At 69.7% G+C, this 23,493-nt stretch carries 24 protein-coding genes and 2 tRNA genes; 7 read left to right on the top strand and 19 right to left on the bottom strand.

The window, feature by feature from the left end:
* Positions 1-49 precede the first annotated feature (49 nt).
* A complete protein-coding gene (locus AC156L_RS32240) occupies positions 50-862 on the top strand; it encodes an inositol monophosphatase family protein (protein ID WP_330879824.1) in 813 nt (270 codons plus the stop codon).
* 50 nt (positions 863-912) lie between these two features.
* Here AC156L_RS32240 and AC156L_RS32235 read toward each other — a convergent pair whose 3' ends face one another.
* The 9 genes from AC156L_RS32235 to AC156L_RS32195 all read right to left on the bottom strand — a co-directional run bounded on the left by AC156L_RS32235 (position 913) and on the right by AC156L_RS32195 (position 10,403).
* Positions 913-1,104 carry a DUF1918 domain-containing protein gene (locus AC156L_RS32235; RefSeq protein WP_330879822.1) on the bottom strand — a complete coding sequence of 64 codons (192 nt, stop codon included), beginning with the start codon at positions 1,102-1,104 and terminating at the stop codon, positions 913-915.
* A gap of 125 nt (positions 1,105-1,229) precedes the next feature.
* The gene (locus AC156L_RS32230) at positions 1,230-1,628 is read right to left on the bottom strand and encodes a bacteriophage spanin2 family protein (protein ID WP_330879820.1); all 399 of its coding nucleotides are present in this window, start codon (positions 1,626-1,628) and stop codon (positions 1,230-1,232) included.
* Between the two features lie 47 nt (positions 1,629-1,675).
* A complete protein-coding gene (locus AC156L_RS32225) occupies positions 1,676-2,653 on the bottom strand; it encodes an ABC transporter ATP-binding protein (RefSeq protein ID WP_330879818.1) in 978 nt (325 codons plus the stop codon).
* Entirely contained in the window at positions 2,650-3,447 is a 798-nt protein-coding gene (locus tag AC156L_RS32220; RefSeq protein WP_330879815.1) for an ABC transporter permease, read from the bottom strand. Before AC156L_RS32220 ends, AC156L_RS32225 begins: the two co-directional genes overlap by 4 nt.
* Entirely contained in the window at positions 3,440-4,162 is a 723-nt protein-coding gene (locus tag AC156L_RS32215) for an ABC transporter permease (protein WP_330879814.1), read from the bottom strand. The genes AC156L_RS32220 and AC156L_RS32215 overlap by 8 nt, the downstream gene beginning before the upstream one ends.
* Positions 4,163-4,269: 107 nt before the next feature.
* Positions 4,270-5,997 carry an AIPR family protein gene (locus AC156L_RS32210; protein ID WP_330879813.1) on the bottom strand — a complete coding sequence of 576 codons (1,728 nt, stop codon included), beginning with the start codon at positions 5,995-5,997 and terminating at the stop codon, positions 4,270-4,272.
* A gap of 13 nt (positions 5,998-6,010) precedes the next feature.
* The gene (locus tag AC156L_RS32205) at positions 6,011-9,202 is read right to left on the bottom strand and encodes a helicase HerA domain-containing protein (RefSeq protein ID WP_330879812.1); all 3,192 of its coding nucleotides are present in this window, start codon (positions 9,200-9,202) and stop codon (positions 6,011-6,013) included.
* An 11-nt stretch (positions 9,203-9,213) separates the two neighbouring features.
* Positions 9,214-9,864: a hypothetical protein gene (locus AC156L_RS32200; protein WP_330879811.1), complete on the bottom strand. Its 651-nt coding sequence runs from the start codon at positions 9,862-9,864 to the stop codon at positions 9,214-9,216.
* A 230-nt stretch (positions 9,865-10,094) separates the two neighbouring features.
* On the bottom strand, positions 10,095-10,403 hold the full coding sequence (locus AC156L_RS32195) for an ArsR/SmtB family transcription factor (RefSeq protein WP_330879810.1): 309 nt from the start codon (positions 10,401-10,403) through the stop codon (positions 10,095-10,097).
* Between the two features lie 107 nt (positions 10,404-10,510).
* Between AC156L_RS32195 and AC156L_RS32190 the strand changes: the two genes are divergently transcribed.
* Positions 10,511-11,677, top strand: coding sequence for an MFS transporter (locus tag AC156L_RS32190; RefSeq protein ID WP_330879809.1), 1,167 nt, complete (start codon positions 10,511-10,513; stop codon positions 11,675-11,677).
* Here AC156L_RS32190 and AC156L_RS32185 read toward each other — a convergent pair.
* The 7 genes from AC156L_RS32185 to AC156L_RS32155 all read right to left on the bottom strand — a co-directional run bounded on the left by AC156L_RS32185 (position 11,666) and on the right by AC156L_RS32155 (position 17,444).
* A complete protein-coding gene (locus AC156L_RS32185; protein ID WP_330879808.1) occupies positions 11,666-13,084 on the bottom strand; it encodes a serine/threonine-protein kinase in 1,419 nt (472 codons plus the stop codon). The genes AC156L_RS32190 and AC156L_RS32185 overlap by 12 nt on opposite strands.
* A gap of 9 nt (positions 13,085-13,093) precedes the next feature.
* Positions 13,094-13,663 carry an HhH-GPD-type base excision DNA repair protein gene (locus AC156L_RS32180; RefSeq protein WP_330879807.1) on the bottom strand — a complete coding sequence of 190 codons (570 nt, stop codon included), beginning with the start codon at positions 13,661-13,663 and terminating at the stop codon, positions 13,094-13,096.
* A 35-nt stretch (positions 13,664-13,698) separates the two neighbouring features.
* Positions 13,699-13,983 (bottom strand): hypothetical protein, encoded by a 285-nt coding sequence (locus AC156L_RS32175; protein WP_330879806.1) that lies wholly within the window; start codon positions 13,981-13,983, stop codon positions 13,699-13,701.
* Between the two features lie 18 nt (positions 13,984-14,001).
* On the bottom strand, positions 14,002-15,735 hold the full coding sequence (locus tag AC156L_RS32170) for a hypothetical protein (RefSeq protein WP_330879805.1): 1,734 nt from the start codon (positions 15,733-15,735) through the stop codon (positions 14,002-14,004).
* Between the two features lie 238 nt (positions 15,736-15,973).
* Positions 15,974-16,405, bottom strand: a complete 432-nt coding sequence (locus AC156L_RS32165; RefSeq protein ID WP_330879804.1) for a hypothetical protein — start codon at positions 16,403-16,405, stop codon at positions 15,974-15,976.
* Positions 16,406-16,616: 211 nt separating this feature from the next.
* Positions 16,617-16,946, bottom strand: a complete 330-nt coding sequence (locus tag AC156L_RS32160; RefSeq protein WP_330879803.1) for a DUF6188 family protein — start codon at positions 16,944-16,946, stop codon at positions 16,617-16,619.
* Between the two features lie 78 nt (positions 16,947-17,024).
* Positions 17,025-17,444 (bottom strand): hypothetical protein, encoded by a 420-nt coding sequence (locus AC156L_RS32155; protein ID WP_330879802.1) that lies wholly within the window; start codon positions 17,442-17,444, stop codon positions 17,025-17,027.
* A gap of 213 nt (positions 17,445-17,657) precedes the next feature.
* Between AC156L_RS32155 and AC156L_RS32150 the strand changes: the two genes are divergently transcribed.
* Positions 17,658-18,344 carry a DUF2625 family protein gene (locus tag AC156L_RS32150; protein ID WP_330879801.1) on the top strand — a complete coding sequence of 229 codons (687 nt, stop codon included), beginning with the start codon at positions 17,658-17,660 and terminating at the stop codon, positions 18,342-18,344.
* Here the strand turns inward: AC156L_RS32150 and AC156L_RS32145 are convergent.
* The gene (locus AC156L_RS32145) at positions 18,320-19,435 is read right to left on the bottom strand and encodes a DnaJ domain-containing protein (RefSeq protein ID WP_330879800.1); all 1,116 of its coding nucleotides are present in this window, start codon (positions 19,433-19,435) and stop codon (positions 18,320-18,322) included. The two genes, AC156L_RS32150 and AC156L_RS32145, sit on opposite strands and share 25 nt — an antisense overlap.
* Positions 19,436-19,602: 167 nt before the next feature.
* On the opposite strand from AC156L_RS32145, the gene AC156L_RS32140 reads away from it, so the two are divergent.
* From AC156L_RS32140 to AC156L_RS32130, 3 genes are all read left to right on the top strand, one after another.
* Positions 19,603-19,676 (top strand) — tRNA-Ser (locus AC156L_RS32140).
* Positions 19,677-19,681: 5 nt separating this feature from the next.
* Positions 19,682-19,756 (top strand) — tRNA-OTHER (locus AC156L_RS32135).
* Positions 19,757-20,222: 466 nt separating this feature from the next.
* Complete coding sequence (locus AC156L_RS32130) at positions 20,223-20,483, top strand: Prokaryotic metallothionein (protein WP_330879799.1); 261 nt, start codon at positions 20,223-20,225, stop codon at positions 20,481-20,483.
* Here AC156L_RS32130 and AC156L_RS32125 read toward each other — a convergent pair.
* Positions 20,480-20,986, bottom strand: coding sequence for a hypothetical protein (locus tag AC156L_RS32125; RefSeq protein WP_330879798.1), 507 nt, complete (start codon positions 20,984-20,986; stop codon positions 20,480-20,482). The two genes, AC156L_RS32130 and AC156L_RS32125, sit on opposite strands and share 4 nt — an antisense overlap.
* 98 nt (positions 20,987-21,084) lie before the next feature.
* On the bottom strand, positions 21,085-21,912 hold the full coding sequence (locus AC156L_RS32120; protein ID WP_330879797.1) for a metal-dependent hydrolase: 828 nt from the start codon (positions 21,910-21,912) through the stop codon (positions 21,085-21,087).
* 192 nt (positions 21,913-22,104) lie between these two features.
* Between AC156L_RS32120 and AC156L_RS32115 the strand changes: the two genes are divergently transcribed.
* Positions 22,105-23,328: an NADP-dependent isocitrate dehydrogenase gene (locus tag AC156L_RS32115; RefSeq protein ID WP_259629317.1), complete on the top strand. Its 1,224-nt coding sequence runs from the start codon at positions 22,105-22,107 to the stop codon at positions 23,326-23,328.
* Positions 23,329-23,493: the final 165 nt, after the last annotated feature.

Raw genomic sequence — 23,493 nt, 5'->3', positions numbered from 1 at the left:
TTTCCTGGTAGGAAGACCGGAGTCCACTCCCCGTGCAAGGAGGCGCTCGTTGCGCATCACCTGGCCCGTGCCGGAACCCGAGTTGCCCGCTGACGTCCACCCCGCGTTGGCCGCCACCGCCCGCGCCGCTTCCGCGGCCTACGGCGAGGCCCGGCTGGCCCACACCCGGCTGGAGTTGCGCGAGGAGGTCGCCGATGGCGCTGACGGCACGCCGACCATGCGGGTCGACGCGATCGTGGAGGGTGCCATCGCGGACGCGGCCAAGCGCTCCGGTGCGAACCTGCTGTCCGAGGAGGCCGGGTTCATCGACAACGGGTCCGCCGAGACGCTGGTGATCGACCCGGTGGACGGGTCCGCCAACGCTTCGTTCGGGGTTCCGCTGTCGTGCTTCGCCGGTGTTGTGGTGCGCGACGGGGTGCCCAGCGAGGCGTTGACCGTGTGGTTCGACACCGGGCGGGCTTGGTGGGCGCGTGCTGGTGAGCCGACGCCCTACCGGACCACCGGGCGCACGGCGTTGGACGGTGCTTCCGTCTGCCTGATGCGGCCCAAGCGCGGTACCGAGGAGGCGTGGCAGCGGGTTGCCGCTCGGGCCGATCGGATTCGCGTCCTGTGCACCACGTGCCTGGAGACGGCGCTGGTGGCGGAGGGCTCGGTGGACGCGTTCATCGACGTCGGATCGGACACGCACAGGATCATGGACCTCGCCGCGGCGCTGGTGACGGTGCCCGCGGCGGGTGGTGTGCTGCTCGACCTGCGGGGCAGGCCGTTCACGTTCGACCACGACCTGACGCGGCGCTGGTCGGGGGTCGCGGCCGCCACGCCCCAGTTGGCCGAGGCGCTGATCGAGGTCGCTCTGGGGTGAGGGAGGCCGACCCGCTGCCGCCAAGGCCGTTTCCGGCCTTGGCGACGGGTTCAGCTGTTCGACCGCGATTCGACGAGGCAGTCGGGTCCTGGGTACACCAGGCCCTCGTGCCCGTCCACGAAGCGAACCAGGTACGGGGGAGCACCTTCACGGCCGCGAACCTCGAGGATCTCTCCGAGACGTTCCTCGACGCCGACCACGCGGCTGTGGACGTGCAACCGGTCGCCTACCAATGCTTGCATCTCTACACCTCCCGATGCCCAACAGCGTAGGACGCCGGGACGGCGGGCAACAGGCCACCAAGGTTTGGTTTCACCCGGTGGAAACGTGTTCCCCCAACGGGTGCGAACACGTGGGTGAAAGTTCGTCAGTTGGCGCAGGCGGTGTTCAACGCGTTGAGCTTGTCGAGCTTCTCCTGGAGCCACCCGGCCGCGGAGGCCGGGTCGAGGTCGCTCAGGGTGACCGAGCTGAGCTGCTGGGCCGACGCTTCGAGGGCCTGCTTGAGCGTCGCGTCCCCCGCCTGTTCGGCGAGCTTGGTCATCTCCTCGGCCTTCTTGTGCGCGTCGTCCACCGCTGCCTGCGGGTTGCTCAGGTCGGGCGTGAAGCCGATCAGCTTCACCGCGTCGAGGCAGAGCTGAACCTTGTTCGCGGCGTCGTTGACCGAGTTCGCGGCGTTGGTCGCCTCGTTCACGGCATCGCACCCGGAGGCAGCACCTGCCAGTCCGAGCGCCAGCACGACGGTGGCCACTGACCGGGAAGCGCGCATGGGGACTCCAGTTTGTCTTCACTCGACTGTCTTGCGGAACTCCGACATTACCGACACTCCGCTCCTTCGTGTCGGCGTTCGTACAAGCGGCGCACCACGTCGTCGATCTCCGGCTCCACGACGGCGAGGTCGTGCACCTCGGCGCGCGCCGCCACGGCGGTGATCAGCGCGGCGGCCGTGGTCACGTCCCGGCGGAACGCCAGGTGCTGCCGCTTGCCCCCCAGCTCCACCCGCACCGAGGTGACGCCGGGCAGGTCCGCCAGCGGTGCAACGGCCACCTCCAGGTCGACCACGAGCACCCGTTCCGGGCTGACCTCGGCCCGCAGGTCGGCCAGCGGGCCGTCGGCGAGCACCGTCCCGTGGTCGATGACCACCAGCCTCGGGCAGAGCCGCTGGATGTCGTCCAGGTCGTGCGTGGTGAGCAGCAGCGTCGTGCCGCGCGTGGTGTTCAGCTCGGCCAGGAACTCCCGCAGCCGTTCCTTGGACTCCAGGTCCAGTCCGATCGTGGGCTCGTCCAGCACCAGCAGCTCGGGGGCGTGCAGCAGCGAGGCCGTGACCTCCCCGCGCATCCGCTGGCCCAGCGAGAGCTGCCGCACCGGGGTCGTCAGGAACGGCCCCAGCTCCAGCAGTTCCACGCACTCCGCGAGCCGCGCGGTGAAGTCCGGTGTGGACACCCGGTAGATCGCCCTCAGCAGTTCGAAGCTGTCCTGGAGCGGCAGGTCCCACCAGAGCTGGCTGCGCTGCCCGAACACCACGCCGATCCGCCGCGCCAGCTCCTTGCGCTGCCGCGACGGGTCGACGCCGGACACCCGCACGGTCCCCGACGTCGGCACCAGGATGCCGGTCAGCATCTTGATGGTGGTCGACTTCCCGGCCCCGTTCGGCCCGACGTACCCGACGGCCTCCCCGGCCGCCACGTCGAAGCTGACCCCGTCCACCGCCGCCACCGTGCGGTGCGTGCGCCGCAGGAACCCCGCCTTCTCGCTGACGCGGAACTCCCGACGCAGGTCGCGCACCTCGATCATGATCCAGTCCCTCGGTAGTGTCGAACGGCGAACGTCCAGGTCACCGCGGCCAGGCCCGCGACCAGCGCGGCGACGACCGGTGACACCCACCCCAGCCAGGCCGGTGCCCCGAGCGGGTCGGGCTTGCCCAGCACCGCCAGCGCCGGGTAGTACGCGACGAACGCGCCGGGCACCACGAACGCCATCAGCCGCCGCAGCCAACCCGAGTACACGCTGATCGGGTACGAGGTGAACGTGTTGCTGCCGTAGGTCACGGTGTTCGTCAGCTCCTGCCCGTCCACCAGCCAGAAGCACACGGAGCAGGCGATGACCCAGATCGCGCTGAAGATCACCGCCCCCGCCACGGGCGTCACGACCAGCAGCCCGATCGACCACGGCGTCCACACGACGTCGTTGTGCAGCAGGGCGTAGACCAGCACCACGAGCCCGGCGAACACCCGCCCGATCCGCTTCAACGGCAGGTCCGAGGCCATGAGCTGCGGCAACGTCCCCAACGGCCGCAGGAGCAGCACGTCGAACGTGCCCTGCCGGATGTAGGTCGGCAGGGCGTTCAGCTGCCCGGCGAACAGGTCGGACAACCCGAACGCGGTACCCGCGAACGCGTACACCAGCAGCACCTCGTCGACCGAGAACCCGCCGAGCGCGGTGATCCGGTTGAACAGCACCAGGATCACCAGGAGCTCCCCGCCCTGCGCGATGGCCTGCGCCAGGCAGTCGAGCAGGAACGAGCCCCGGTACGACAGCTGCCCGCGCACCCGCGCGTGCAGGATCTTCCGGTAGATCGCGTCAGCCACCCTGCACCACGACCCTCCGCACGGCCCGCGCGAGCGCCAGCTTGCCGCCCAGGAACAGCGCCACCACCCAGAACACCTGGTGGCCCACCGTCGTCCACAGGGGACCGTGACCGATGAACACGTCGATCGGCCCCTGCACGACACCGGGGAACGGCGTGAACCACAGCACGAACCGCGCCCACTCGGGGAAGAAGTCCAGCGGCACCGTCAACCCGCAGAGGATCGAGGTCCCCACGCCGTAGAGGGCGACCACACCGCGGTTGTCCATCAGCCAGAACGTGGACACGTTCACCAGGAACCGCATCCCGAAGCTCACGAGCACGGCCAGCACGGCGCTGACCACGAACACCGGCCACCGCTCGGGCGTCGGCCACCGGAACGGGAACAGCAGCGCCCCGACCAGCACCGGCGGCACCAGCCGCGTCACCGCGCAGTACGCCGCCCGCCCCAGGTCCTCCGCCGCCAGCGCCCACTGGAGGTCCCACGGCCGGTACAGGTCCACCACCACGTCCCCGGACCGGATCCGGTCGGCCAGCGCCGTGTCGCCCCACAGCACCACGAAGGACAGCAGGCCCTGCCCGAGCCACACGTAGGTCACCGTCGCGGCCACGTCGTACCCCGCGATGCGCCCGCTCGGCGACGATTCGAGCGCCGCCAGCAGCACGGCCATCCTCAGCAGGCCGAACACCACGTTCGTGGCCGAGCCCGCGAGCATCGCCTGTCGATAGGTCGAATACCTCCGGAAACCGGCCACCGCGAGCCGGAACTGACTGGAACCCCACGCACGCACGTCGGTCAACGCTACGGCGGCGCGCAAGCGGTTTACCGGGCCGGGCCGAGCACCTCGCGGCGGACGCGCTCGGCGAACCTCTGGGTGCGCACCATCTCGCCCAGCCGCACCCCCAGCCCGGTCTCGGCGTCGATCGCGCGCTGGAGCGAGTCGAGCAGTTCGAGGACGAGGCGCTCCGACTCGTTGGCGTCCCAGACGAGGTCGAGGATCCGCTCGCACTGCTTCACCGCGGCCTTCGACGAGGGCGGCACCCGGTCGGACCCGAGCAGCCGCAGCTTGATCGCGGCCAGCAGGTGGTAGCGGGCGGGGCTGTAGCCCGTGGGGATGCGCCGGTTCCGGATCAGCCACTCCACCCGGTAGAACGTGGCCGCCGCGGCGTAGTAGACGATCGGCTGCTGGTCGGGGGAGAACAGCTCCTTGCCGCGGGCGGCGAGCAGCGTCTTGAGGTGCCCCGACCGGGAGGGCTCCTCCAGGAACATGGCGACGTAGGCGCGGGTGAGCTGGGCCCTGGTGATGACGCGGGTCTTCTCGACGTGCTTGCTCTCGCTGTACTGCTTGGACCGCCGCTCGTAGTACAGGCTCCGCTGCTTGTCCCGGCCGCGGTGGAAGTGGTCCTCCAGCAACCGGTGGAACTCCTCGCGGACGGTCAGGTCCTCCTCGGTGACGACGGTCTGGCGGTTCGTCGCCGCCACGATGCCGTTGATGAGGTCCTCGTCCTGCGAGTGCACGATCCGCACGCTGACGTGGACGGCGTCGGTGAGCTGGTCGCGGTGCTCGAACAGCACGTGGCAGGTCTGGCAGCCGTTGACGATCTGGAAGTCGTCCACGTGGACGTCGTCGCCGACCACCGTCAGCCCCCGCGTCACGATGGTGATCCCGTTGTTGAGGACGGCGAACCGCTCCCGCCGCACCGGGTCGCGCAGCGTGTCGCGGATCTCGGAGTTGACGTCGTTGTAGCCCTGGAAGTCGCGCACGTTGTCGTTGAACAGCGTCTTGCGCAGCCGCCCCGCCTCGTCGCAGAGGACGTGGTGGACGAGGTCCTTCGCCGCCAGCAGGCCCAGCAGGGACTGGTCGACGTGGGGGACCTTGGGGAAGAACACCTTCTTCGGCATCGGGAACGTGGCCGCGACCTTGGTGGTCGCCCTCCGGTAGAGCTTGCGCAGCTCGCCGCGGACCACGCAGTGGAACTCGACGGTCTCGAACAGCCCCGGCTCGGCGAGCTGCTTCTCCGCGGAGTGCGCCTTCTGCGCCACCAGGTCCGCGACGGTGTCGCCGGTGGTCACGTAGTGGACGTGCAGCTGCGGCAGCCTGCTGGACAGCTTGCCGATGTCGCCGTAGACCGCCTTCACGCAGTCGCGGAGGTTCCGCACGTCCTCGGAGGCCTGGTAGGCGAGCGGGTCGGAACCCAGGACGTGGCACAGGTTGTCGGCAAGGTCGGAGACGACCTTCGTCTCGAACCCGGACGTGGTCTTGGCCTGCACGACGACGATCTGGACGTCCGGCTTCGAGACCGCGTCCACGGCGGCCCTGACCTCCTCCACGTCGTGGCACAGCTCCCCGTTGACCACGACGCCGAACGCGTCGATCCCCAGGTCGTTGCCACCGCCGGTGCGGTGGTCGTCGGGGCTGAACTCGCCCTCGTAGTAGGAGCTGAGCACGCAGTAGGCGGCGAACGCCTCGAACGCCTCGCTCCGCGGCAGCTCGGTGAGGCTCTGGACGTCCTGGAACTCCTTGACGAGCCCCTGGATGACGAGGTCCACGCGCGGGTCCCCTCTAGTGCTGTTCGGTACGGGCCCTGACCAGGACTTCCTCGGCGGTCAGCGCGCTGGACGGGTGGTGGCTCAGGCACATCGGCGAGTGGACCTTCTGGAACGGCATGCCCTCGCCGACCGCGTAGAACTGGCCCGCGTTCAGCCGGGAGATGTCCAGGACGGTGCTGCCCCTGGCCGCCGCCATCTCCTTGGCGGCGGCGACCTGCGTCGGGCTGTTGATGAAGCCGAAGTACTGCGTGGCGGCGTTGCCGACGATCCGGTTGTGGATGCCCTTGGGCGCCTGCGTGGCGAACACCAGCCCCAGCCCGTACTTCCGGGCCTGCGAGGCCAGCGCCAGCGTGCTCGACGTGCACGCGGTCATCGCGCCCGACGGCGCCAGGGTCTGCGCCTCGTCCATCACGAACAGCCCGCCCAGCGGCCGGTCGCCCGCCGGGTTCTGCTTGATCCACGCGAACAGCGCCATCTGGAGCTGGTTGACGAAGCTCTGCCGCTGCTCGTCGGACGGCAGGCCGATGAGGCTGATCACCGAGATCCGGGCTCGCCTGCCCGGCGCGGGCGTGAGCAGCACCCCTGGGTCGAGCGGTGTGCCCGAGCCGCCGAACAGCGGGTCGTTGATCATGGCCGCGGTGAGGGTCTGGGACATGTCCTCGGCCATCGCCTGGCCCTTGGTGAGCGACGTGACGCCGTCCGGCAGGTCGCCGAGCAGGTCGAGGAACGAGTCGAGGCTCCCGCCGCCGGTGTGGGCGAAGTACGCCAGCGCCTCCTTCAGCACCGCCCGCGCCAGGTCCGCCTTCACGGTCGAGCCGTCCGCGCGGGCCCGTGGCGCCAGACCCGCGACGGCGGTGTCGAGCGCGAGCCGGAACTCGTCGGGGTCACCCGCCAGCGCGGCCAGGTCGGGCAGCGGCTGGAAGCTCAGCGGACGCCCCGATTCCCAGGCGGGCGTCCAGACCACGACGTCGGTGTGCTCCAGGTAGTCGGCGGACCTGGCGTCGTCACCGGCGTTCCACCCCGCCGGTGGCGACGGCCACGCGTCGCCCAGCCGGGCCAGGTCGTTGTTCGGGTCGAGCACGATCGCGGACACGCCCTGGAGCGCGCACTCCTCCAGCAGCCTGCGGATCAGCACGGTCTTGCCGGAGCCGGACCCCGCGAAGATCACCGCGTGCTTCCGCAGCGCCTCCAGCGGGATCGGCACCGGCTCGCCGGTGTCCGCGCTCCGCCCCAGCGAGAGGAAGCCCGGCGGGACGGCGTGCACCTGCGGTGCGGGCACCGGGGCCTCGACCACGTCGAGGTCCTCGTCCGGCCACCCCGAGTGGTCGTCGTGCGGGACGGGGGACGCGGGCTCCCGGTGCTCCGGCGCCGGGTCCGGCTCGCCGAAGACCGCGCGGAACAAGGCGGTCGTGCTCGCGGGCCTGCGCTGTTCCAGCCACGGCTTGAAGCCGGGAGGGTTGTCGGTCCACAGCGCCTCCAGCGCGGCGAAGGCCTTCAGGTCGTCGGTGTCGACGTGGTCGAGGAACACCCCGCCCGCCGCGCGGAACGCCTCCAGCACCTCGCCGGTCTTCTTCGTCCCGGTCTTCCACGGGCCCGTGCGCAGCAGGAACGCCTTGCGCTTCAGCACGTCCGGGTCGAGGCCCGCGTTGATGAGCAGCCGCTGGATCCGGTTCTGCGCGGCCCTGGCGTCGGGGCTGGCGATCGAGCGGAACGACCAGTGCGCCTGGTCGTCGGTCTTCTCGTCCAGCATCCGCCGCAGCCGCGCGTGCAGCGGGGGGTTCGCGCTCGGCTTGGGGTCCAGCGAGTACTGCTCGCGCTCGTCGCCCTGCTCGAAGACGTAGGTGCGCAGCCCGGCGTCGAGCAGCTCGGGCATCCGCGAGTCCTCGCTGCCCTTGTCCAGCGCGGCACTCGGGTCGGCGCCCCGCACGAGTTCGGCGAACCGCTCGTCCAGCGCGTGCACCTGCTCGTCCGACGCGGTCTCGGCCCGCTGCTTGCGCCGCGGCGTGAGGCCGACCCGGCTGGTGAGGCTCGCGAGCGTCACCAGGGTGCCCGCGTCCAGGCAGGTCCTGACGTGCTGGTCGATCTCCTTGTACAGCTGCCGCGGCGTGAAGTGCACGGCCCCGGCGAACGCCTCGGGCAGCACCGGCCAGCTCGGGAACGGCGGCTCGAAGCCCACGGCCCTGAACCGCGGCTCGAACCGGGTCACGACCAGCGCGAGCCCGATCTCCGCCGACGGCACCGCCTTCAACCGCGTCGCCTGGCGGAACCGGGAGACCACCGCGCCGTTGGTGCGGCTGCCGAGGCTCTCCCACACCTGGTCCTGGCAGGCGACCACGGACACCGTGCGCTGCATCGTCTCGCGCATGGCCATCAGGCCGTGGCCGATCTGGTCGAGCAGGACGTCCTCGGCCGCGCCCGCCAGCGCGGGCTGGTGCTCGTCGGTCGGGTTCAACGACTGCGAGATCAGCGTGTCGATCTGGTCGACGGCGACCAGGCTCGGACCGGTCAGCGACAGCAGCCGGGACAGCTCGCCCGCGATCTGGTGCGGGCTCTTCGGATCGGGGTGGATGCCCCACTCGGCCCGCTCGCCGGGCACGGCCTCGCCCGCCGAGATGAGGTAGGACTCGCCGACCTCGCCCGCCGCGAGGTCCTTCGACGCGAGCAGGACCAGGGCCCTGGCGGTGTGCCTGCACCCGTGGCCGCGCTGCGGGTCCAGCCCGCCCAGCGCGCGGACGACGTCGTCGAGCGCCCGCCTGGTGATCGGCGCGGCCCCGACCACCTGCCGCCGGACCTCGTCGGTGAGCTCCAGCCGGTTCGCCAGCCTGCCCAGCGCGACCGTGAGCTGCGCCTCGCCGCCCCAGCCGGGGTACTGGAGGCCGGTGCGCAGCGCGTGGACGACGTTCTGCCAGAAGTCGCTGCCGTGCAGCAGGCTCACCAGGAAGAAGTACCCGCCCCGCCGCTGCACCTCGGCCCGCACCGCGCCGAGCATGTGCGTCTTGCCGGAACCCTGCTGGCCGGTGATGGCCACGCCGAGCGGGCTCGACCCGCGGCTCGCCCTGGCGTCCTCGTAGGCGTCCATGACCGCCTTCAGCGCGCCGTCGTTGAGCCCCTCGACGTGCGGCGTGGTCGAGTCCCAGACGTCCTCGGGGGTCGGTGCCCAGTCGAACCGCAGGTTCTCCAGGGCCTTGCGCTCCAGCTCGTCCATGGCCGGTGGCCTCAGCCGCGGTCGATGGACAGCAGGTGCTTGTCCTCGCCGCCGACGTGGACGGCCGCCTCGCGGTCCGCCTCGGAGAGGGTCTTCTGGTTGGCCTCGGGGATCAGGTAGGCCCACGGCTCCAGGTTGAGCCGCACCAGCGCCTCGTCGACCTCGTCGCGCGACAGGTGGGGGAGCGCGTCGCGCAGCCTGCTCAGGTTCACCCAGGCACCCGGCCGGGACACCAGCGCGTCGTACGCCGCGCGGATCTCCGCCTCGGGGTCGACGGCCCGCGGAGCGGTCGGGACCGCCGCCGCCCTGCCCGGCACGAAGACGTCGGCCATCTCCAGGCGCGACCTGGTCAGGTGGCCGTCGAGGGCGCGGGCGAGGCCGAAGAGCAGCCGGTAGCCCTTCTGCACGCCGGACGGCGTCGCCGCGGCCAGTTCCTCGCGGCACTGCTTCCAGCCCGCTTCGGTGAGCTCGTGCACGAACGCGCCGCGCAGTTCCCTGGACTTGCGGGCGGTGATGTACCCGGAACCGACGAGGCGGTCGCGAACCCTCTTGTCGATCGTGAAGCCGTACTGCTCGCGGATGTCCGTGTTGGACGCTTCCTCGACGATCAGCATGAGGGCCAGCAGTGCGGATTTTTCGGGAAGGCCGAGTAGAAAGTCCACCGCGCGCGATCTCCAATGGGACAGGCAGGGAGCTGAACGCGGCCAACCCTAGCTGTCCGTACCCCAGCAGGTCAGCGGTTCGCTCGACTGGAGCGGTGAATGGTCGCGAGAAAGTCACGGCCACCGCTGGAAATCGATCCGCTCGCTGGTCCGGAGACTCGTTCGGCGGTATGTCGGGGCATTTGACGCTGATTCCGCATAATTGCGGAATCAGCGTTCGGGGAATGCGTTCAGCGCTCCGCCGCGAGCACGCCGTCGAGCAGGCCGGGGTACAGCGCGTCCAGGTCGTCCCGTCGCAGCGTGCTGATCCGGGACGTCCCCTCCGGGCGCACGTGGACCACGCCCGCCTGGCGGAGGGTGCGGATGTGGTGGGTGCGGGTCGACTTGCTGACGTCGAGTTCGAGCGCCCCGCAGGCGATGCCGGTGTCCGACGTCGCGAGGGCGCGCACGATCGTCAGGCGGACCGGGTCGGCGAGCGCGTGCAGGACGGCCTCGATCCGGATCTCGTTCCGGTCGGGGTGCTCCAGGGCGTTGTCCATGTCACCCATAGTACGACAACGGTCGTAGTTCGACGAAAGTCGTAGTACGGTCAGCGTCGAACCATTGAGCCGATGCTGGGAGTCCGATGTCCGCCGCTGGGAGTCCGATGTCCGCCCGCACCTACCTGCTCGCCGCCGGCGCCTTCACCGTGGGCACCAGCGGCTACATCCTGTCCGGGCTGCTGCCCGCCGTGAGCCGGGAACTCGACGTGTCGCTGTCCACCGCGGGCCAGCTGCTCACCGTGTTCGCGCTGTCCTACGCCGTCGCGGCCCCCGTCCTCGCCGCCCTCACCGGCCGCTGGAACCGGCGCGAGCTGCTGGTCGTCGCACTGGCCGTCTCCGCGCTCGGCAACGTCCTGTCCGCCCTCGCCCCGAACTACCCGCTGCTCATGGCGGCCCGCGTGGTCAGCGCCGTCGGCGCCGCCGCCTACACACCCGCCGCCACGCTCGTCGCCACCGCGCTCACCGCACCCGAGCACCGGGGCCGCGCGGTCGCCACGGTCTTCGGCGGGCTGACGTTCTCGCTGATCATCGGCGTCCCCGCGGGCAGCCTCCTCGGCGGCTCGATCGGCTACCAGGGCGTCTTCGCGCTCGTGGGCGCAGCCTCGCTCATCGCGGCCGTCATCGTCCGCCTCGGCGTCCCGCAGGTCGCCGCGCCGCCCGTCGTGAGCATCCGCGAGCGCTTCGCCGTCGCCGCCGACCGCCGCGTCGTCCCCGTCCTCGGCATGACCGTCCTGGCCTGCCTTGCCGCGTTCAGCGTGTTCACCTACATCTCGCCGCTGCTCGCCACGACCGCGGGCGTGCACGGCACGGTGATCTCGCTGCTGCTGTTCGCCTACGGCGTCGGCGGCGCGATCGGCAACTCGCTCGGCGGCAGGCTCACCGACCGCTTCGGCAGCCAGCGCCTGCTGTACGTCGTCTTCACCGTCTTCACGGCCGTGCTGGTGACGTTGCCGCTCACCACCACGACCACCGTCACCGCGGGCATCGCGCTGTTCGTCTGGGGCCTGTTCACCTGGTCGGTCAACCCGCCCATCCAGAACTGGCTGATCGAGCTCGCACCGACCAACAGCGGACTGCTGCTGTCCCTCAACGCCTCCGCCATCTACCTCGGCGTCGGCCTGTCGGGCGTCTTCGGCGGACTCGTCATCGACAGCGTCGGCATCACCCTGCTCCCGCCGATCGCGGGCGTGCTGGCACTGGTGGCGTTCGGTCTCCTGGTGCACGCCCGCCGCGTGACGCGCACCCCGGAGCCGGTCCTGCTAGCCGCCTGACCCGAACGCGCTCGTCGTCAACTCGCCGCCCTCCTCGGGAGAACCCATGCAGAGGAAGTAGTTGCGGTCACCCTCCTCGAAGCCGACCACGCCGAGCTGCCAGGTCGACGTGTCGACCGTGGGCCGGGTGTTGGCCGCCATCGCGGCCTTCGTGCAGACACCGGCGATCTCCGGAGCCGTCAGCAGCTCGTCGCTGTCGACCTCGGGGATCCCACCCGACAGCCACCCGCCGGCGAAGGCCTCCCAGAAGTGCTGGTCGGAGCAGCTGGCGGCCTTGCGGGCCGTGGTCGCCTGGCCGCCGATCGAGACCATTCCCCGGAAGCAGGCCGGTTCCGCGACGCAGTAGCCCGTCGCGCAGGCCTTGAGGAACGGCGGCGGCAGCTCGTCAGCGGCCTGCCGCGCCGTTCCGGTGGCGGACGTGCCGCCGGTGCCGGACGTCGTCCCGCCGCCACCTCCGTCACCCCTCGGCACCAGCGACCACACGCCGACGCCGATCGCGACGGCCCCGACCACCGCGGCGGCGGCGACCGGCCACCGCCTCCTCGGCCCCGGCACCGTCGCCGGGGCCTGGCGGACCGGCGACCCGGCGGGAACGGGCGAGGGCAGAGGCTCCGTGCCGCGCAGCTCGTCCCGCAACCGCGCGGCCGTGGGCGTCCGAGCCGACACGTCCGGGTGCAGGGCGCGCGCGAGGATCTGGTGGAACTCGTCGGACACACCGGGCACCTGCGGCACGGGGGAGCGCAGCACCTCGCCGAGGTGGTCGAAGGACGTGATCGGCCACGGCACCGGCCGCGGCGGCTTGCCCGCCAGCAGGTCGTAGAGGGTCGCGGCCAACGTGTACACGTCGCCCGCCACGGTCGGCGCCGCCATCGCGAACGCCTCGGGCGGCGCGTAGCTAGGGCTCAGCGCGTCCCGCGTGACCGTGCTGCCACCCGCCGCGTCCAGCAGCGCGGCCAACCCGAAGTCCGCGAGCTTCGCCGTGCCGTACCGGTCGACGAGGATGTTCGCGGGCTTGATGTCCCGGTGCAGCACGCCTTCCGCGTGCGCCGCCGCCAGCGCGTCGGCCAGCTGCACCCCGAGGTTCCGGACCCGTTCGGCGGGCAGCGGCCCGTTCTTCTTCAGCACGTCGTGCAGCGACCCGCCCGTGCACAGCTCCATCACGAGGTACGGCGTGCCCTGCGGCGTGATGTTCGCGTCGTGCACCGCGACCACGTTCGGGTGTCCCGACAACCGTGCCGCCGCATGGGCTTCGCGCAGGAACCGCCGCCGGTCGCGCTCGTTGCCCAGCACCCGGTTGTCGATCTTCACAGCGACGTCGCGCCCGAGTTGCACCTGGTGCGCGCGGTAGACGGTGGCGAAACCGCCGGACCCGAGCGGTTGCAGGTTCGTCAGTCCGGGAATGTGCACCCGAGGACTTTACGTCTTCCTCGCCGCCGCCTTGGCCGCCTTCTTGAACTCCCGCACCTCACCGAGCGACACCGCGTCCACCACGTCGGCCACACTCCGCCGAGCCCCGGCCACCCCGTAGTCCCCGGCAGCGTCCCGCCACCCGTCGGGCTCCACCCCCCTCTGCTTGCCCAGCAGGGCGAGGAATATCCGCGCCTTCTGATCCCCGAACCCAGGCAGGCTCTTGAGCCGCCCGAGCACCGCGGCCCCGTCCCCGTCGGCCCAGATCCGCGACACGTCACCGTCGTAGTGCTCGACCACGTACCGGGCCAACTCCTGCACCCGCTTGGCCATCGACCCGGGGAACCGGTGGATCGCGGGAGGCGTCGACGCCACCACCACGAACTCACCCTCGTCCATCTCGGCGATCTCCCGCACCGCGAAGGCCCCAAGGCGCTCCTCGATCACCTTCGGCCCCTTGAAGGCCTTCTCCATGGGGATTTGCTGGTCCAGCATCATTCCGACGAGCAGTGCGAACGGGTCCTTGGCGAGCAGTTCGTCGGACGCCGGATCCTGGGCGAGGCAGAGCGTGCGGGTCATGGGCACCATCGTGGCACGACACGCGTCGACCGGCTTCACACGGGATTCTTGCCGTCCTGGGCGGAATCGGATACCGGGCGCTCCTTGAAACTGTCCTGAATCCGTTCCGCCACCACGGCGAACGTTCTGGACCAGATCAGTTCGGCAGCCTTTCGATCGGGCACGTCTGCCGAATGGTGGACGGGCCAGTCCTCCTCCGCAGCGACCCAGCGCGACTCCTTGAGGTCCTTCTGCCCGGCTTCGTTGAGCCTGCGCTCCTTGCGGAGGTAGCTCCTGTATTCGACGGTCGACCTGCCGAGAACCAGTTCTCTGAACCGCATGGCTTCCTCCTGTCGCGGTTACGCGATGACGGCCGAATCGCCGACCGGTCGTGTGGTCAGGCTTCGGTAGACGCGGTTGCGCAGCCACCAGATGCTGCCCATCGTGATCATGTGCAGCGTTGCGAGGAAGCCGAGGATCGACCACCACACGTCGGTTTTCCCGAAGAAGAAGATCTCGTGTCCCGTGGGGACCACCAGACCGGATTTGTTCAACATCAGCATGACGCTCGCGCTGAAGGACAGGATGAAGGTCGACACCAGGGAGAGCCGGGAGATGACGGTGCCCTCGAAGAGCTGGTCCGGTCGCGTCTCGAAACCCATCCAGGCGGCGGCGAGTCCGGGCACGGCCAGGAGGAACGAGGCCACCTGGCTGTCCACGCCGCCGAGGTCCACGGCGGCGTACGACAGAAAGCCGACGAGGAGCACCACGAGGCACGTCGTCAGTGCGGCGGTGAAAGCGCGTCCCACCGAACCCGGAGGGATCTCGTGGAAGTGCATGCTGACGTTCAGGTCCTTGTCGCTCGAGACCAGGGAGCGGCCGTAGAGGTGGAAGTAGTTCTGGCCACGGCGTCCGCGCACACGCCAGTAGGGCTCCAGGCGCGGTTCGTCGGTCCGCTGGATTCGCAGCACCGAACTGGTGTCGAAGTCGCCGAGGAACAGGTCGGAACTCGCCGCGACGATCAGGTGGTAGCTGTGGCAGGACGCGGCGTTCCGCGCGCTGATCGTCAACGAACTGGGGCGGAGCCCCAACGCCATGCGCAGACGGTCCCTGATTCCTTCTCTGCTAGTGAGGTTGGCTAGGCAGAGGTCGGGGATGATCACCCTGGAGTAGGTCACGATCGAGCGCGCAGATCCGTTCGTCGGTACGACCACGACTATCGCGTAGTGGGTGGAAAGTTTGGCGGTGAACTCCACCGCCAGCTTCAGGTAGTGGTTGTCATCGTCGCCGAGAGCCTTGATCGCGGCGAAGGCCGCCTTTCTCTTGGCGTCTTGCTCGACGTCCCGTCTGATGAACTCCCGGTCGGTTTCGTTCTCGTCGCGCACTACCCTGGAAAAGCGGAGGATCTCCGTGAGCGCCAGCTTTTCGGCGGACACCGCCTCGTTGGTGAGCTTCCCGTCGGGGAGCGCCGATTGCAGGAGGGTGCGCAGCGTCCTCGCGGCCAGCTCGCGGTATTCCCGGTGTGAGAGCGACGGCAACAGCTTGCCTGAGCAGTCCGAGGTGCGCAGCTGGTCGTACAGCGCTCCCTTTCGCGGAAGCGTCAACGCGATGAACAGGTCGTCGTTCGTGGGCCCGGCACCATTGACGTACTGGTGGTACAGGTCCAGTTCGACCGTCACGGACTTCGTGAGGGTTCGCCTGCCGGGCGTGTACTCGTCGGTCACCCTCCGGCGGATCACCTGAGGTGCGAGCACTGACAACGCGAAGTAGCGGACCTGGTCCACGGTCATGCGTTCGGCGTTGGACATCAGGGAGTCTTGGAGGGACGTCAAAGTTTCCTCGTCGATCGACCCCTTGAAATTCCTGCGTCCCTTCGACTTGCGATTGAGCAGTTTCCTCGATGCCGTGTCGAGGGCGGTGCGGACGTACAGGACGGCGACGATCGTCACGAGCGACCAGAAGGTGTTCGTGGGAAGTTCGTGCACCCAGTCCACGAGAAAGAGGAATGGGCTGATCGTCAGGAAGAGGTAGGTGATGACACCGGTGGTGGCTGGCGGACGTGCACCGGCATCGTGGTTCTGCGACGGCTCCATGGACGCGTTCCCTCCCCATCGTGAGCAACGCACCAGGTCCGCCATCTGATGTACTCAAGCCATCGGGCTGCTGTAACTGCGCGTTACGGAGGAGGGTGGGCGTTCATCCGGTTGGACCATGGAGAAGAAGATCCAATACTTCCCGGTGATCGTCGTGTGTTCCGCGCGTTCCCGGTCGAGCCGCTCGGTGGGAAGGCTTCGTTGCGGTGATCGCGAAGCCGGGCGCGGTCACCGTCCGTCAGAAGCGCCAGATTATCCAGTTCGACAGCAGTGGCACGAGGCCCGGTAGGAGGCTCGGGCCCTGGTTGATCGCCAACGCGATGAGCACGGTCGCCGCGAGGAATCGCAGTGGTGCGAATTCTGTGCCCTGGAGGCGGTACTCGGTGGTGATGAAGACCGGGATGAGGATCGTTGCGCTGAGGGTCAGTTTCAGCCAGTCCCAGACCGACAGGTCTATCTTGCCGATTGTGTACGAGTACGCGCTCGTCACCGCGAAAAGCGCCCCGTACGCGGCGGCCGTATAACTCCTGGGCCACGGTGGCAGCGGTTCCGGGGTGGTGGTGTGGAAGTTGATTCCCCCCTGGATGTCGCGTGCTTGCAGGGCGTGGTGAGCCGCGCCCGAGTGTTCGTTGTGCGTTCGGTCGCCGACTTCGTCCTCGTTGTGCTCCATGCCCCCGCCAGGTCTCCGTGAATCAGCTTCACCGGTTCGGTGGCGCCGACGCCCCAAGGTAACGGAGCTCAGGAGTTCGGAAAGAGGTCGTTCGAATTATTCGCGAGGTTCACCGCTTCGGACTAGCGAATTCCGTGGAGCGGAGAGAATCTGATTACGGTTTGTCGCGCTTCTGCACCCATTGGCGGTAAATGTTCCTGGGGGGAACGCCTCACAGCTCCACGATGCTCCACGACTCGAAGTCGCCCTCCGGCCGGGCCGCGAGGGACCAGCCGTCCTCGAACGTCAGCGTGAGCGACTCCTCGTCGGTCACGTCGACCGAGGCGACGGTCTTCATGAACAGCCCGAGCACGGGTGTGAGCGTGCCGGGCTCACCCGGCTTGATCTCGTGCTTCCCGCCCGTCCCGTCGCACAGCTGGAACGGGACCTCCACGACGAGTTCGGCGCTGAGCCGCGGGTGCGCGACCAGCGTGAGGCGGACCTGGTGGTCGAACGACGTCCGCCAGACCTGCGTGCCGACCAACTCGTGATGCGACTGCATGGTTGTAACGCTCCGAACTGACTAGTGGTCTCGCGGGCAATGTAAGGCCGTGGCGTCCGCGATACGAGGCCGGGACGGTTACAGCTCGTCGTCCAACCACGACACGTAGGGCCGGTCGCCCTCCGGGGTCTCGCGGTTGACGAGCCCGTAGCTCTCGGCCGGGAACACGGCGAAGGGCAGCGCCATCCGCAGCGCGAGCACCTCCATGCCGGGGTAGAGCGGCCTCGACTCCTCGACGATCGAGTACTCGACGTCGACCGGCTCGGGCACGTCGAGTTCCACGATCGCCTCGAACTCGCCCCGCGCCGTGCGGGTCGGCACGATCCGGACGGCGCCCGGTCCGGTGGGCGTCCAGTCGAAGACGGTGAACTCGCAGATCCCCGGCCGCGCCCACTCGCACCAGCCGGTGCCGTCGGCGCGGAACACGAGCTCCTCGTCCTCCATCGCGCTGTGGTAGCCGTAGTCGACGCTCCATCGGCCCACCAGGTCGGCGCTCATGTGGGCCAAGCTACAGAGTCGGCTGATCTGCTCGGCGACTCGCGGTCGATCATGGCCTGACGCTCAACGCCTGATCAGAGACCTGTGAACAGCGCTCGCACCACACGGCTCGAACGTTACGTGTTCTTCCCCACGGTTACGTCCAGTAGAAGTTGAAAAGCTCGGTGCCCCGGAATGGGTGATTGAAGCCCCGGAGTAGGTGAGAATGGTCGGGTGAGCGCACCACGTCAGGTCGAGGATCTCGTCGACGTCGACCGTCCCGCATGGCCCTGGGTGCAGGGATTGATCCAGAAGTCCGAGTTGTCGGTGGAAGTGCTGCCGGTCGGCCCGGAGTCGGCGCGGCGCACGCTGCACCGGCTCCAGGTGACGGCGGGGTCCGCGCTCGGCGCGATCGCCCTGCACACCGGTGGCCTCGTCATCGACAACTGGGTCCGCCTGCTCGGCGGCGGCGGAGCACTGCCCGCCCTCGGCGAGTACGAGGAGGTGGGCAAGATGACGGTCGGCTACGACCTGCTCGGCGGCCGCTTCGCGCTCAACGGCACCGCGCTGGACGGTCCGCCGGGCGGCCTCTGGTACTGGGCCCCGGACACGCTGGAGTGGGAGAGCATCGACTCGACCTACAGCGGGATGCTGGAGTGGTTCCTCGGCGGCGCGCTGACCAAGTTCTACGCCGACTGCTACTGGCCCGACTGGCGTTCCGAGGCGGCGCGCGCGGCACCGTGGGAGGGCATCACGCTCTTCCCGCCGCCGTTCACCAAGGAGGGCACCAAGGCCGACCAGGTGCGCCGCAAGATCGTGGACATGAGCCTGCTGCTCGACCTGTACGTGGACACCGCGCGCCAGCTCGCGGGCAAGGGGCCGGACGACCTCGTCGCTCAGGCGCCCGCCGCGCGGGCCTGAGCGACCACCTGGTTCAGCAGCACCCGGAGCGCCTCGCGGTCGACGGTCGCGGGGTCTTCGGCGAACCACTCGCCGAAGACCTCCACGAACTGGTCGGGCGTCATCGGCACGACCTCCTGGTTCTCGTCCTCGTCCGTGGTGATCTCCCCGGCGCGGCTCGGGTAGAGCAGCAGCGCGCCGCGCACCTCGACGTCCGGCAGCGCTCGCCGGTAGGCCGCCAGGCCCTCGGGCAGCATCGTGCCGCCGCCGCGGAACACGTGGCCGTTGCGCCACAGCGTGCCGTCGTCGTCCGCGCCGTAGTGGCCGGGTAACCAGGACTTCGACTCGACCAGCACGAGCCGCTTCCCGCACAGCACGGCGTGGTCGACGTCGGCGAACACCGACCCCGGCCACGACAGGCCGTGGAAGATCCGCGCGCCGGGCAGCCTGGTCAGGTACTCGCCGAGCACGTCGGCGCTGTACCGCTCGCAGAGCCGCTCGTCCGGTTGGCCGTAGACGATGCCGGTGTCGAACCGCCCGGCGAACGCCCGGTCCTCCCGCGCCGTGCGCAGGTGCTTGCGGACCAGCTTGAACGCCGCCGAGGCCGCGGCCGCCACCAGCGGCAGCCACACCGCGAGCAGCAGCAGCGAGAACCCGAACACCGCCACGGCCAGGAACAGCAGCAGCCAGCCCGTGATCGCCGCCAGCGCGGGCGCGTGGCCGGGGCCGCTCGTCGGCACGTACCGGACGCGCTGCGTCAGGTCGACCAGGTGCCACCAGGGGAGGTCGCCGAGGTCGACCCTCGGCCGCGGCGGCACGAAGGTCGGGTCGTCGCCGAACACCCGCAGCTTCGCGGACCGCCGGTGCCGGGACGCCGCCCTGGTGGCGACGGTGGTCGTCGCGCCCGCGCGGTCGTAGTGGAACCGCCGCACCGGGTCCTGGAGCGTCTCGTAGGCCTCCTGGAGCGTCCGGAAGCCGTCCCCGCTGCCACCCGCGTCGGGGTGGACGACCTTGGCGAGGGCCCGGTAAGCGGACTTGATCTCCCTGGTGGACGCGCTGCGCCCGACGCCAAGCACCTCGTAGTAGTCGACCGCGTGCACGAAACCGCCCATCATCAGTGACCCCGCGGAGCAGACCTTATTGCGTGCGGCCGAACCAGCCGAACAGACCCGTCGTGAGTTGATCACCCGACCGGTCGACGGCCGCCCCGCCGCGCCCCCGTTGCTCCTTTGGGTTTGATCTGGCACCACCTCCACGCGGAGCCACTAAGCTGGACCACGAGTCCGGTAGCGCAGTGGTTGTCGCGCTCCACAGAACGTGGGGAGGACGCCGGTTCGAATCCGGCCCGGCTCACACGGGGACCTGTAGCGCAGTGGTTGTCGCGCCCTCTCACTCAGAGCGGGAGCACGCCGGTTCGAGTCCGGCCTGGTCCGTTGGTCCGCCCTTCCGCCTGCCGTCGGCGCGCGCGGTCGAGGGCGCGTCGAGTCCACCCGGAGTGGAACCCCCTCAGCCCCAGGGCTTCCTGGCCCCGGCCCCCGCCGACCGACCCGTCCGCCGGGGCGGGGTGAAGTTCGGCCAAACACGCGCGAGCCATTGACTCAGTGGTCTAGTCCACTTAACTTTGGTGTGCTCGAACGATCACGCTCCGAACACCTCGACACCGACCGGATGCCCGCCGCCGCCCGGTCGGCCGACCGAACCTCGGTGGCGCGTTCTCCCCGGAGCCCGCGGGAGGCGCGACCAACGGTGAACTGATCACCGTCGTGCAGGACGGCGTCGGCTGATCGGAGGCGCTGGCCACCGGCCCGCCCTGCAGCGGTCGGTGGTCAGCGCGCTCGCCGTGCCCGTCGCGCGGCGAAAAGTTGCGGGCGGGTGGGACCTGCCCCAGGCTTCCGCGTCATGGCGACCTGCGACGTGTGCGGAAACGACTACTGGATGGCCTTCGAGGTGCGCACGGTGAGCGGTGGTGTGCACACGTTCGACAGCTTCGAGTGCGCGGTCCAGCGCCTCGCGCCCCGGTGCGAGCACTGCGACTGCCGCATCCTCGGCCACGGCGTCGAGGTGGAGGGCCGGTTCTTCTGCTGCGCCCACTGCGCCCGCGAGGGTGCGAGCGGCCTCGGCGCGCAGATCCGCGACACCGTCGGCGCCCATCCCGGCTAGGCGCCCCGGCCGCGTTCCGGTGCGCAGCGCAGCACCAGCCTCCCGTGCTCGAACGACGGCCGGAGGTCGCCGCGCGCGTCGACGCTCTTGACGCCGTGCGGCAGGACCTCGTCGATGGCGCTGAACGCGAGCACGTCCGACACCCCGTGCCTGCCGCGCAGCGCGCTCTGGCCGGGGAACCGCAGCGCGCGGCCCTCGACCCGGTCGCGGTGGGCGAGCGCGGCGCGCAGCGCCCCGCGCCGCAGCGCTTCCGGGCCTTCGAGCCGTTGCAGGGAACCGTTGTGCACGGCCACCCCGTAGCCGCGTTCGACCAGCGTGGAGATGGTGTTCTCCGACGGCTGCTCGGCCAGCCGGAACGACATCGCGTGGTGCCCGTCGACCTCGTGCGCGCACACCACCCTGGCGGTGTGCAGCAGGGCGGCGTGCAGGTGGAGCGCGGTCGTGTCGACGTCGTCCGGGGTGCGGTGGTCCGCGTCCAGCCCCAGCCAGGTGCTGCCCTGCACCGGCGCCTCCTCGGCGTTGGTCCTGCGCGTGGAGGCTAGTCCGATCGGGTGATGCGCCGGTAGCCGCCGAATGGCTGGTCGGTGAACAACCCCGCCGGTCAGACCGGCAGCAGGTCGAACCCGCCGAGGAACGGCAGCACGCCCGCGTTCTGGAGCGCGGCGGCCGAGAGCCACACCGACAGCACGGTGATGATCGGTCCGACGACGGCCATCTCGACCTTGCCGCCGGTCTTCATCCGCATGACCTTGGGCGGGGCCACGGCGAACCACGTCTTGCCGCCCAGCGGGATCGGCCACAGGATCGGGCAGCCCTGCTCGGTGATCGCGTCGCCGAGGTAGTGCGCGACGCAGCCGATGCCGACGGCCAGCCCGCACGCCGCCGCGCTCGCGGACGTCTGCGCGGTCCACGACAGGCAGATCCAGGTGATCGCCGCCGACGCGCCGGTGATCAGCAGGGCGTCCTGCTTGGGGCACCAGTCGTTCATGATCCCGCGCACGGCCAGGCCCGCGAAGACGAACATCAGCAGCGGCAGCACCCACTTCTCGCTGGTCTGCACGATCGCGGTGGTGCCGACGGCGGCGAACAGCGCGAACACCAGCGTGTGCGTGAGCCCGCGGTGGCCGCCCTCGCGCTTCGAGTCGCGCTTGGTGCGGGTGGTCCGGTAGACGAACGCGCTGACCGCGCTCACCCCGCCGGAGATGCCCTGGGTGAGCGGTCCGAAGGTGCGCGACACGGTCGAGCCGGGGTGGTCCAGGTCGGGCAGCAGGGCGGCCCCGGTCGCCAGCACGGCGCCGACGGCCCAGCTCCGCGGCTCCAGCTGGCCGATCGGGTGCTCGGCGGCGAACGCCGTGACGGCGGCCCACGCCAGCAGTCCGCTCATGGCGTGCGTTGGTCCCGTGGACAACTGCTTCCCCCCCAAGATCACTCGTTCGGGGAAGCGTAGGTGATCACCGGAACCTACCGGTCAGTTCCGCGCGTTCCGGGGGCTCATGGCAGGCTCGGTGAAGTCGCGGCGTCGTTTACGTCACGGTCGACCGACGGCCATCAGGCTTTAGCAGTACGCTTGTACCGCTTGCGCGGGTCGCGAGTAGGAACTCGAAGGGAGCAGTCCGAGAACATGGGCAAGATCAAGGTGCAGGGCACCGTCGTCGAACTCGACGGCGACGAGATGACCCGGATCATCTGGCAGTTCATCAAGGACAAGCTGATCCACCCGTACCTGGACGTCAACCTCGAGTACTACGACCTGGGCATCGAGCACCGGGACGCGACCGACGACCAGGTCACGATCGACGCCGCCAACGCCATCAAGAAGCACGGCGTCGGCGTCAAGTGCGCGACCATCACGCCCGACGAGGCGCGGGTCGAGGAGTTCGGCCTGAAGAAGATGTGGGTCTCGCCCAACGGCACGATCCGCAACATCCTCGGCGGCGTCGTCTTCCGCGAGCCGATCATCATCTCGAACATCCCCCGCCTGGTGCCGGGCTGGACCAAGCCGATCATCATCGGCCGCCACGCCCACGGCGACCAGTACAAGGCGACCAACTTCAAGGTCCCCGGCGCGGGCAAGCTGACCATCACGTTCCAGCCCGAGGACGGCTCCGAGCCGATCGAGCACGTGGTCGCCGAGTACCCGGCCGACGGCGGCGTCGCGATGGGCATGTACAACTTCAACAAGTCCATCGAGGACTTCGCGCGCGCCTCGTTCTCCTACGGCTTGCAGCGCAACTACCCGGTCTACATGTCGACCAAGAACACCATCCTCAAGGCGTACGACGGCGCCTTCAAGGACATCTTCCAGAAGATCTTCGACGAGGAGTTCAAGGCGGAGTTCGACGCCAAGGGCCTCACCTACGAGCACCGCCTGATCGACGACATGGTCGCCGCCGCGATGAAGTGGGAGGGCGGCTACGTCTGGGCGTGCAAGAACTACGACGGCGACGTCCAGTCCGACACCGTCGCGCAGGGCTTCGGCTCGCTGGGCCTCATGACCTCCGTCCTGATGACCCCGGACGGCAAGACCGTCGAGGCCGAGGCGGCGCACGGCACCGTGACGCGGCACTACCGCCAGCACCAGGCGGGCAAGCCCACCTCCACGAACCCGATCGCGTCGATCTACGCGTGGACCGGTGGCCTGAAGCACCGCGGCAAGCTCGACGGCACCCCCGAGGTCACCAAGTTCGCGGAGACCCTGGAGCAGGTCGTCATCGAGACCGTCGAGAGCGGCAAGATGACCAAGGACCTCGCCGCGCTCGTGGGCAAGGACCAGGAGTGGCAGACGACCGAGGACTTCCTCGCGACGCTGGACGAGAACCTCCAGAAGAAGATGGCCTCCTTCTGATCTGATCTCGTGAGGCGGAGGGCCCGACCGGTTCCGGTCGGGCCCTCCGTCGTGCGGGATCGGTGAAAGCCCGGTGGGCGGGTGGGCCGGACCGCTATGGTCCTGGACAGGTCAGGGGGGCCTGTCCTGCTCCACGTCGTGGGGCCTCGTCCGGGGGGAACACCA

It is taken from the genome of Umezawaea sp. (assembly GCF_057122925.1).
The sequence above is the reverse complement of the archived record's forward strand: the minus strand, read 5'-3'. Positions and strand labels throughout refer to the sequence as shown.

Excerpts from the sequence above, each read along its gene's own strand:
- AC156L_RS32130 (WP_330879799.1), top strand. The coding sequence starts at position 20,223 with ATGGCGACCTGCGACGTGTGCGGAAACGACTACTGGATGGCCTTCGAG.
- AC156L_RS32115 (WP_259629317.1), top strand. The coding sequence starts at position 22,105 with ATGGGCAAGATCAAGGTGCAGGGCACCGTCGTCGAACTCGACGGCGAC.
- AC156L_RS32160 (WP_330879803.1), bottom strand. The coding sequence starts at position 16,946 with ATGCAGTCGCATCACGAGTTGGTCGGCACGCAGGTCTGGCGGACGTCG.
- AC156L_RS32165 (WP_330879804.1), bottom strand. The coding sequence starts at position 16,405 with ATGGAGCACAACGAGGACGAAGTCGGCGACCGAACGCACAACGAACAC.
- AC156L_RS32225 (WP_330879818.1), bottom strand. The coding sequence starts at position 2,653 with ATGATCGAGGTGCGCGACCTGCGTCGGGAGTTCCGCGTCAGCGAGAAG.
- AC156L_RS32145 (WP_330879800.1), bottom strand. The coding sequence starts at position 19,435 with ATGGGCGGTTTCGTGCACGCGGTCGACTACTACGAGGTGCTTGGCGTC.
- AC156L_RS32180 (WP_330879807.1), bottom strand. The coding sequence starts at position 13,663 with ATGACCCGCACGCTCTGCCTCGCCCAGGATCCGGCGTCCGACGAACTG.
- AC156L_RS32230 (WP_330879820.1), bottom strand. The coding sequence starts at position 1,628 with ATGCGCGCTTCCCGGTCAGTGGCCACCGTCGTGCTGGCGCTCGGACTG.
- AC156L_RS32170 (WP_330879805.1), bottom strand. The coding sequence starts at position 15,735 with ATGGAGCCGTCGCAGAACCACGATGCCGGTGCACGTCCGCCAGCCACC.
- AC156L_RS32195 (WP_330879810.1), bottom strand. The coding sequence starts at position 10,403 with ATGGACAACGCCCTGGAGCACCCCGACCGGAACGAGATCCGGATCGAG.
- AC156L_RS32205 (WP_330879812.1), bottom strand. The coding sequence starts at position 9,202 with ATGGACGAGCTGGAGCGCAAGGCCCTGGAGAACCTGCGGTTCGACTGG.
- AC156L_RS32190 (WP_330879809.1), top strand. The coding sequence starts at position 10,511 with ATGTCCGCCCGCACCTACCTGCTCGCCGCCGGCGCCTTCACCGTGGGC.
- AC156L_RS32215 (WP_330879814.1), bottom strand. The coding sequence starts at position 4,162 with ATGCTCGCGGGCTCGGCCACGAACGTGGTGTTCGGCCTGCTGAGGATG.
- AC156L_RS32155 (WP_330879802.1), bottom strand. The coding sequence starts at position 17,444 with ATGAGCGCCGACCTGGTGGGCCGATGGAGCGTCGACTACGGCTACCAC.
- AC156L_RS32235 (WP_330879822.1), bottom strand. The coding sequence starts at position 1,104 with ATGCAAGCATTGGTAGGCGACCGGTTGCACGTCCACAGCCGCGTGGTC.
- AC156L_RS32175 (WP_330879806.1), bottom strand. The coding sequence starts at position 13,983 with ATGCGGTTCAGAGAACTGGTTCTCGGCAGGTCGACCGTCGAATACAGG.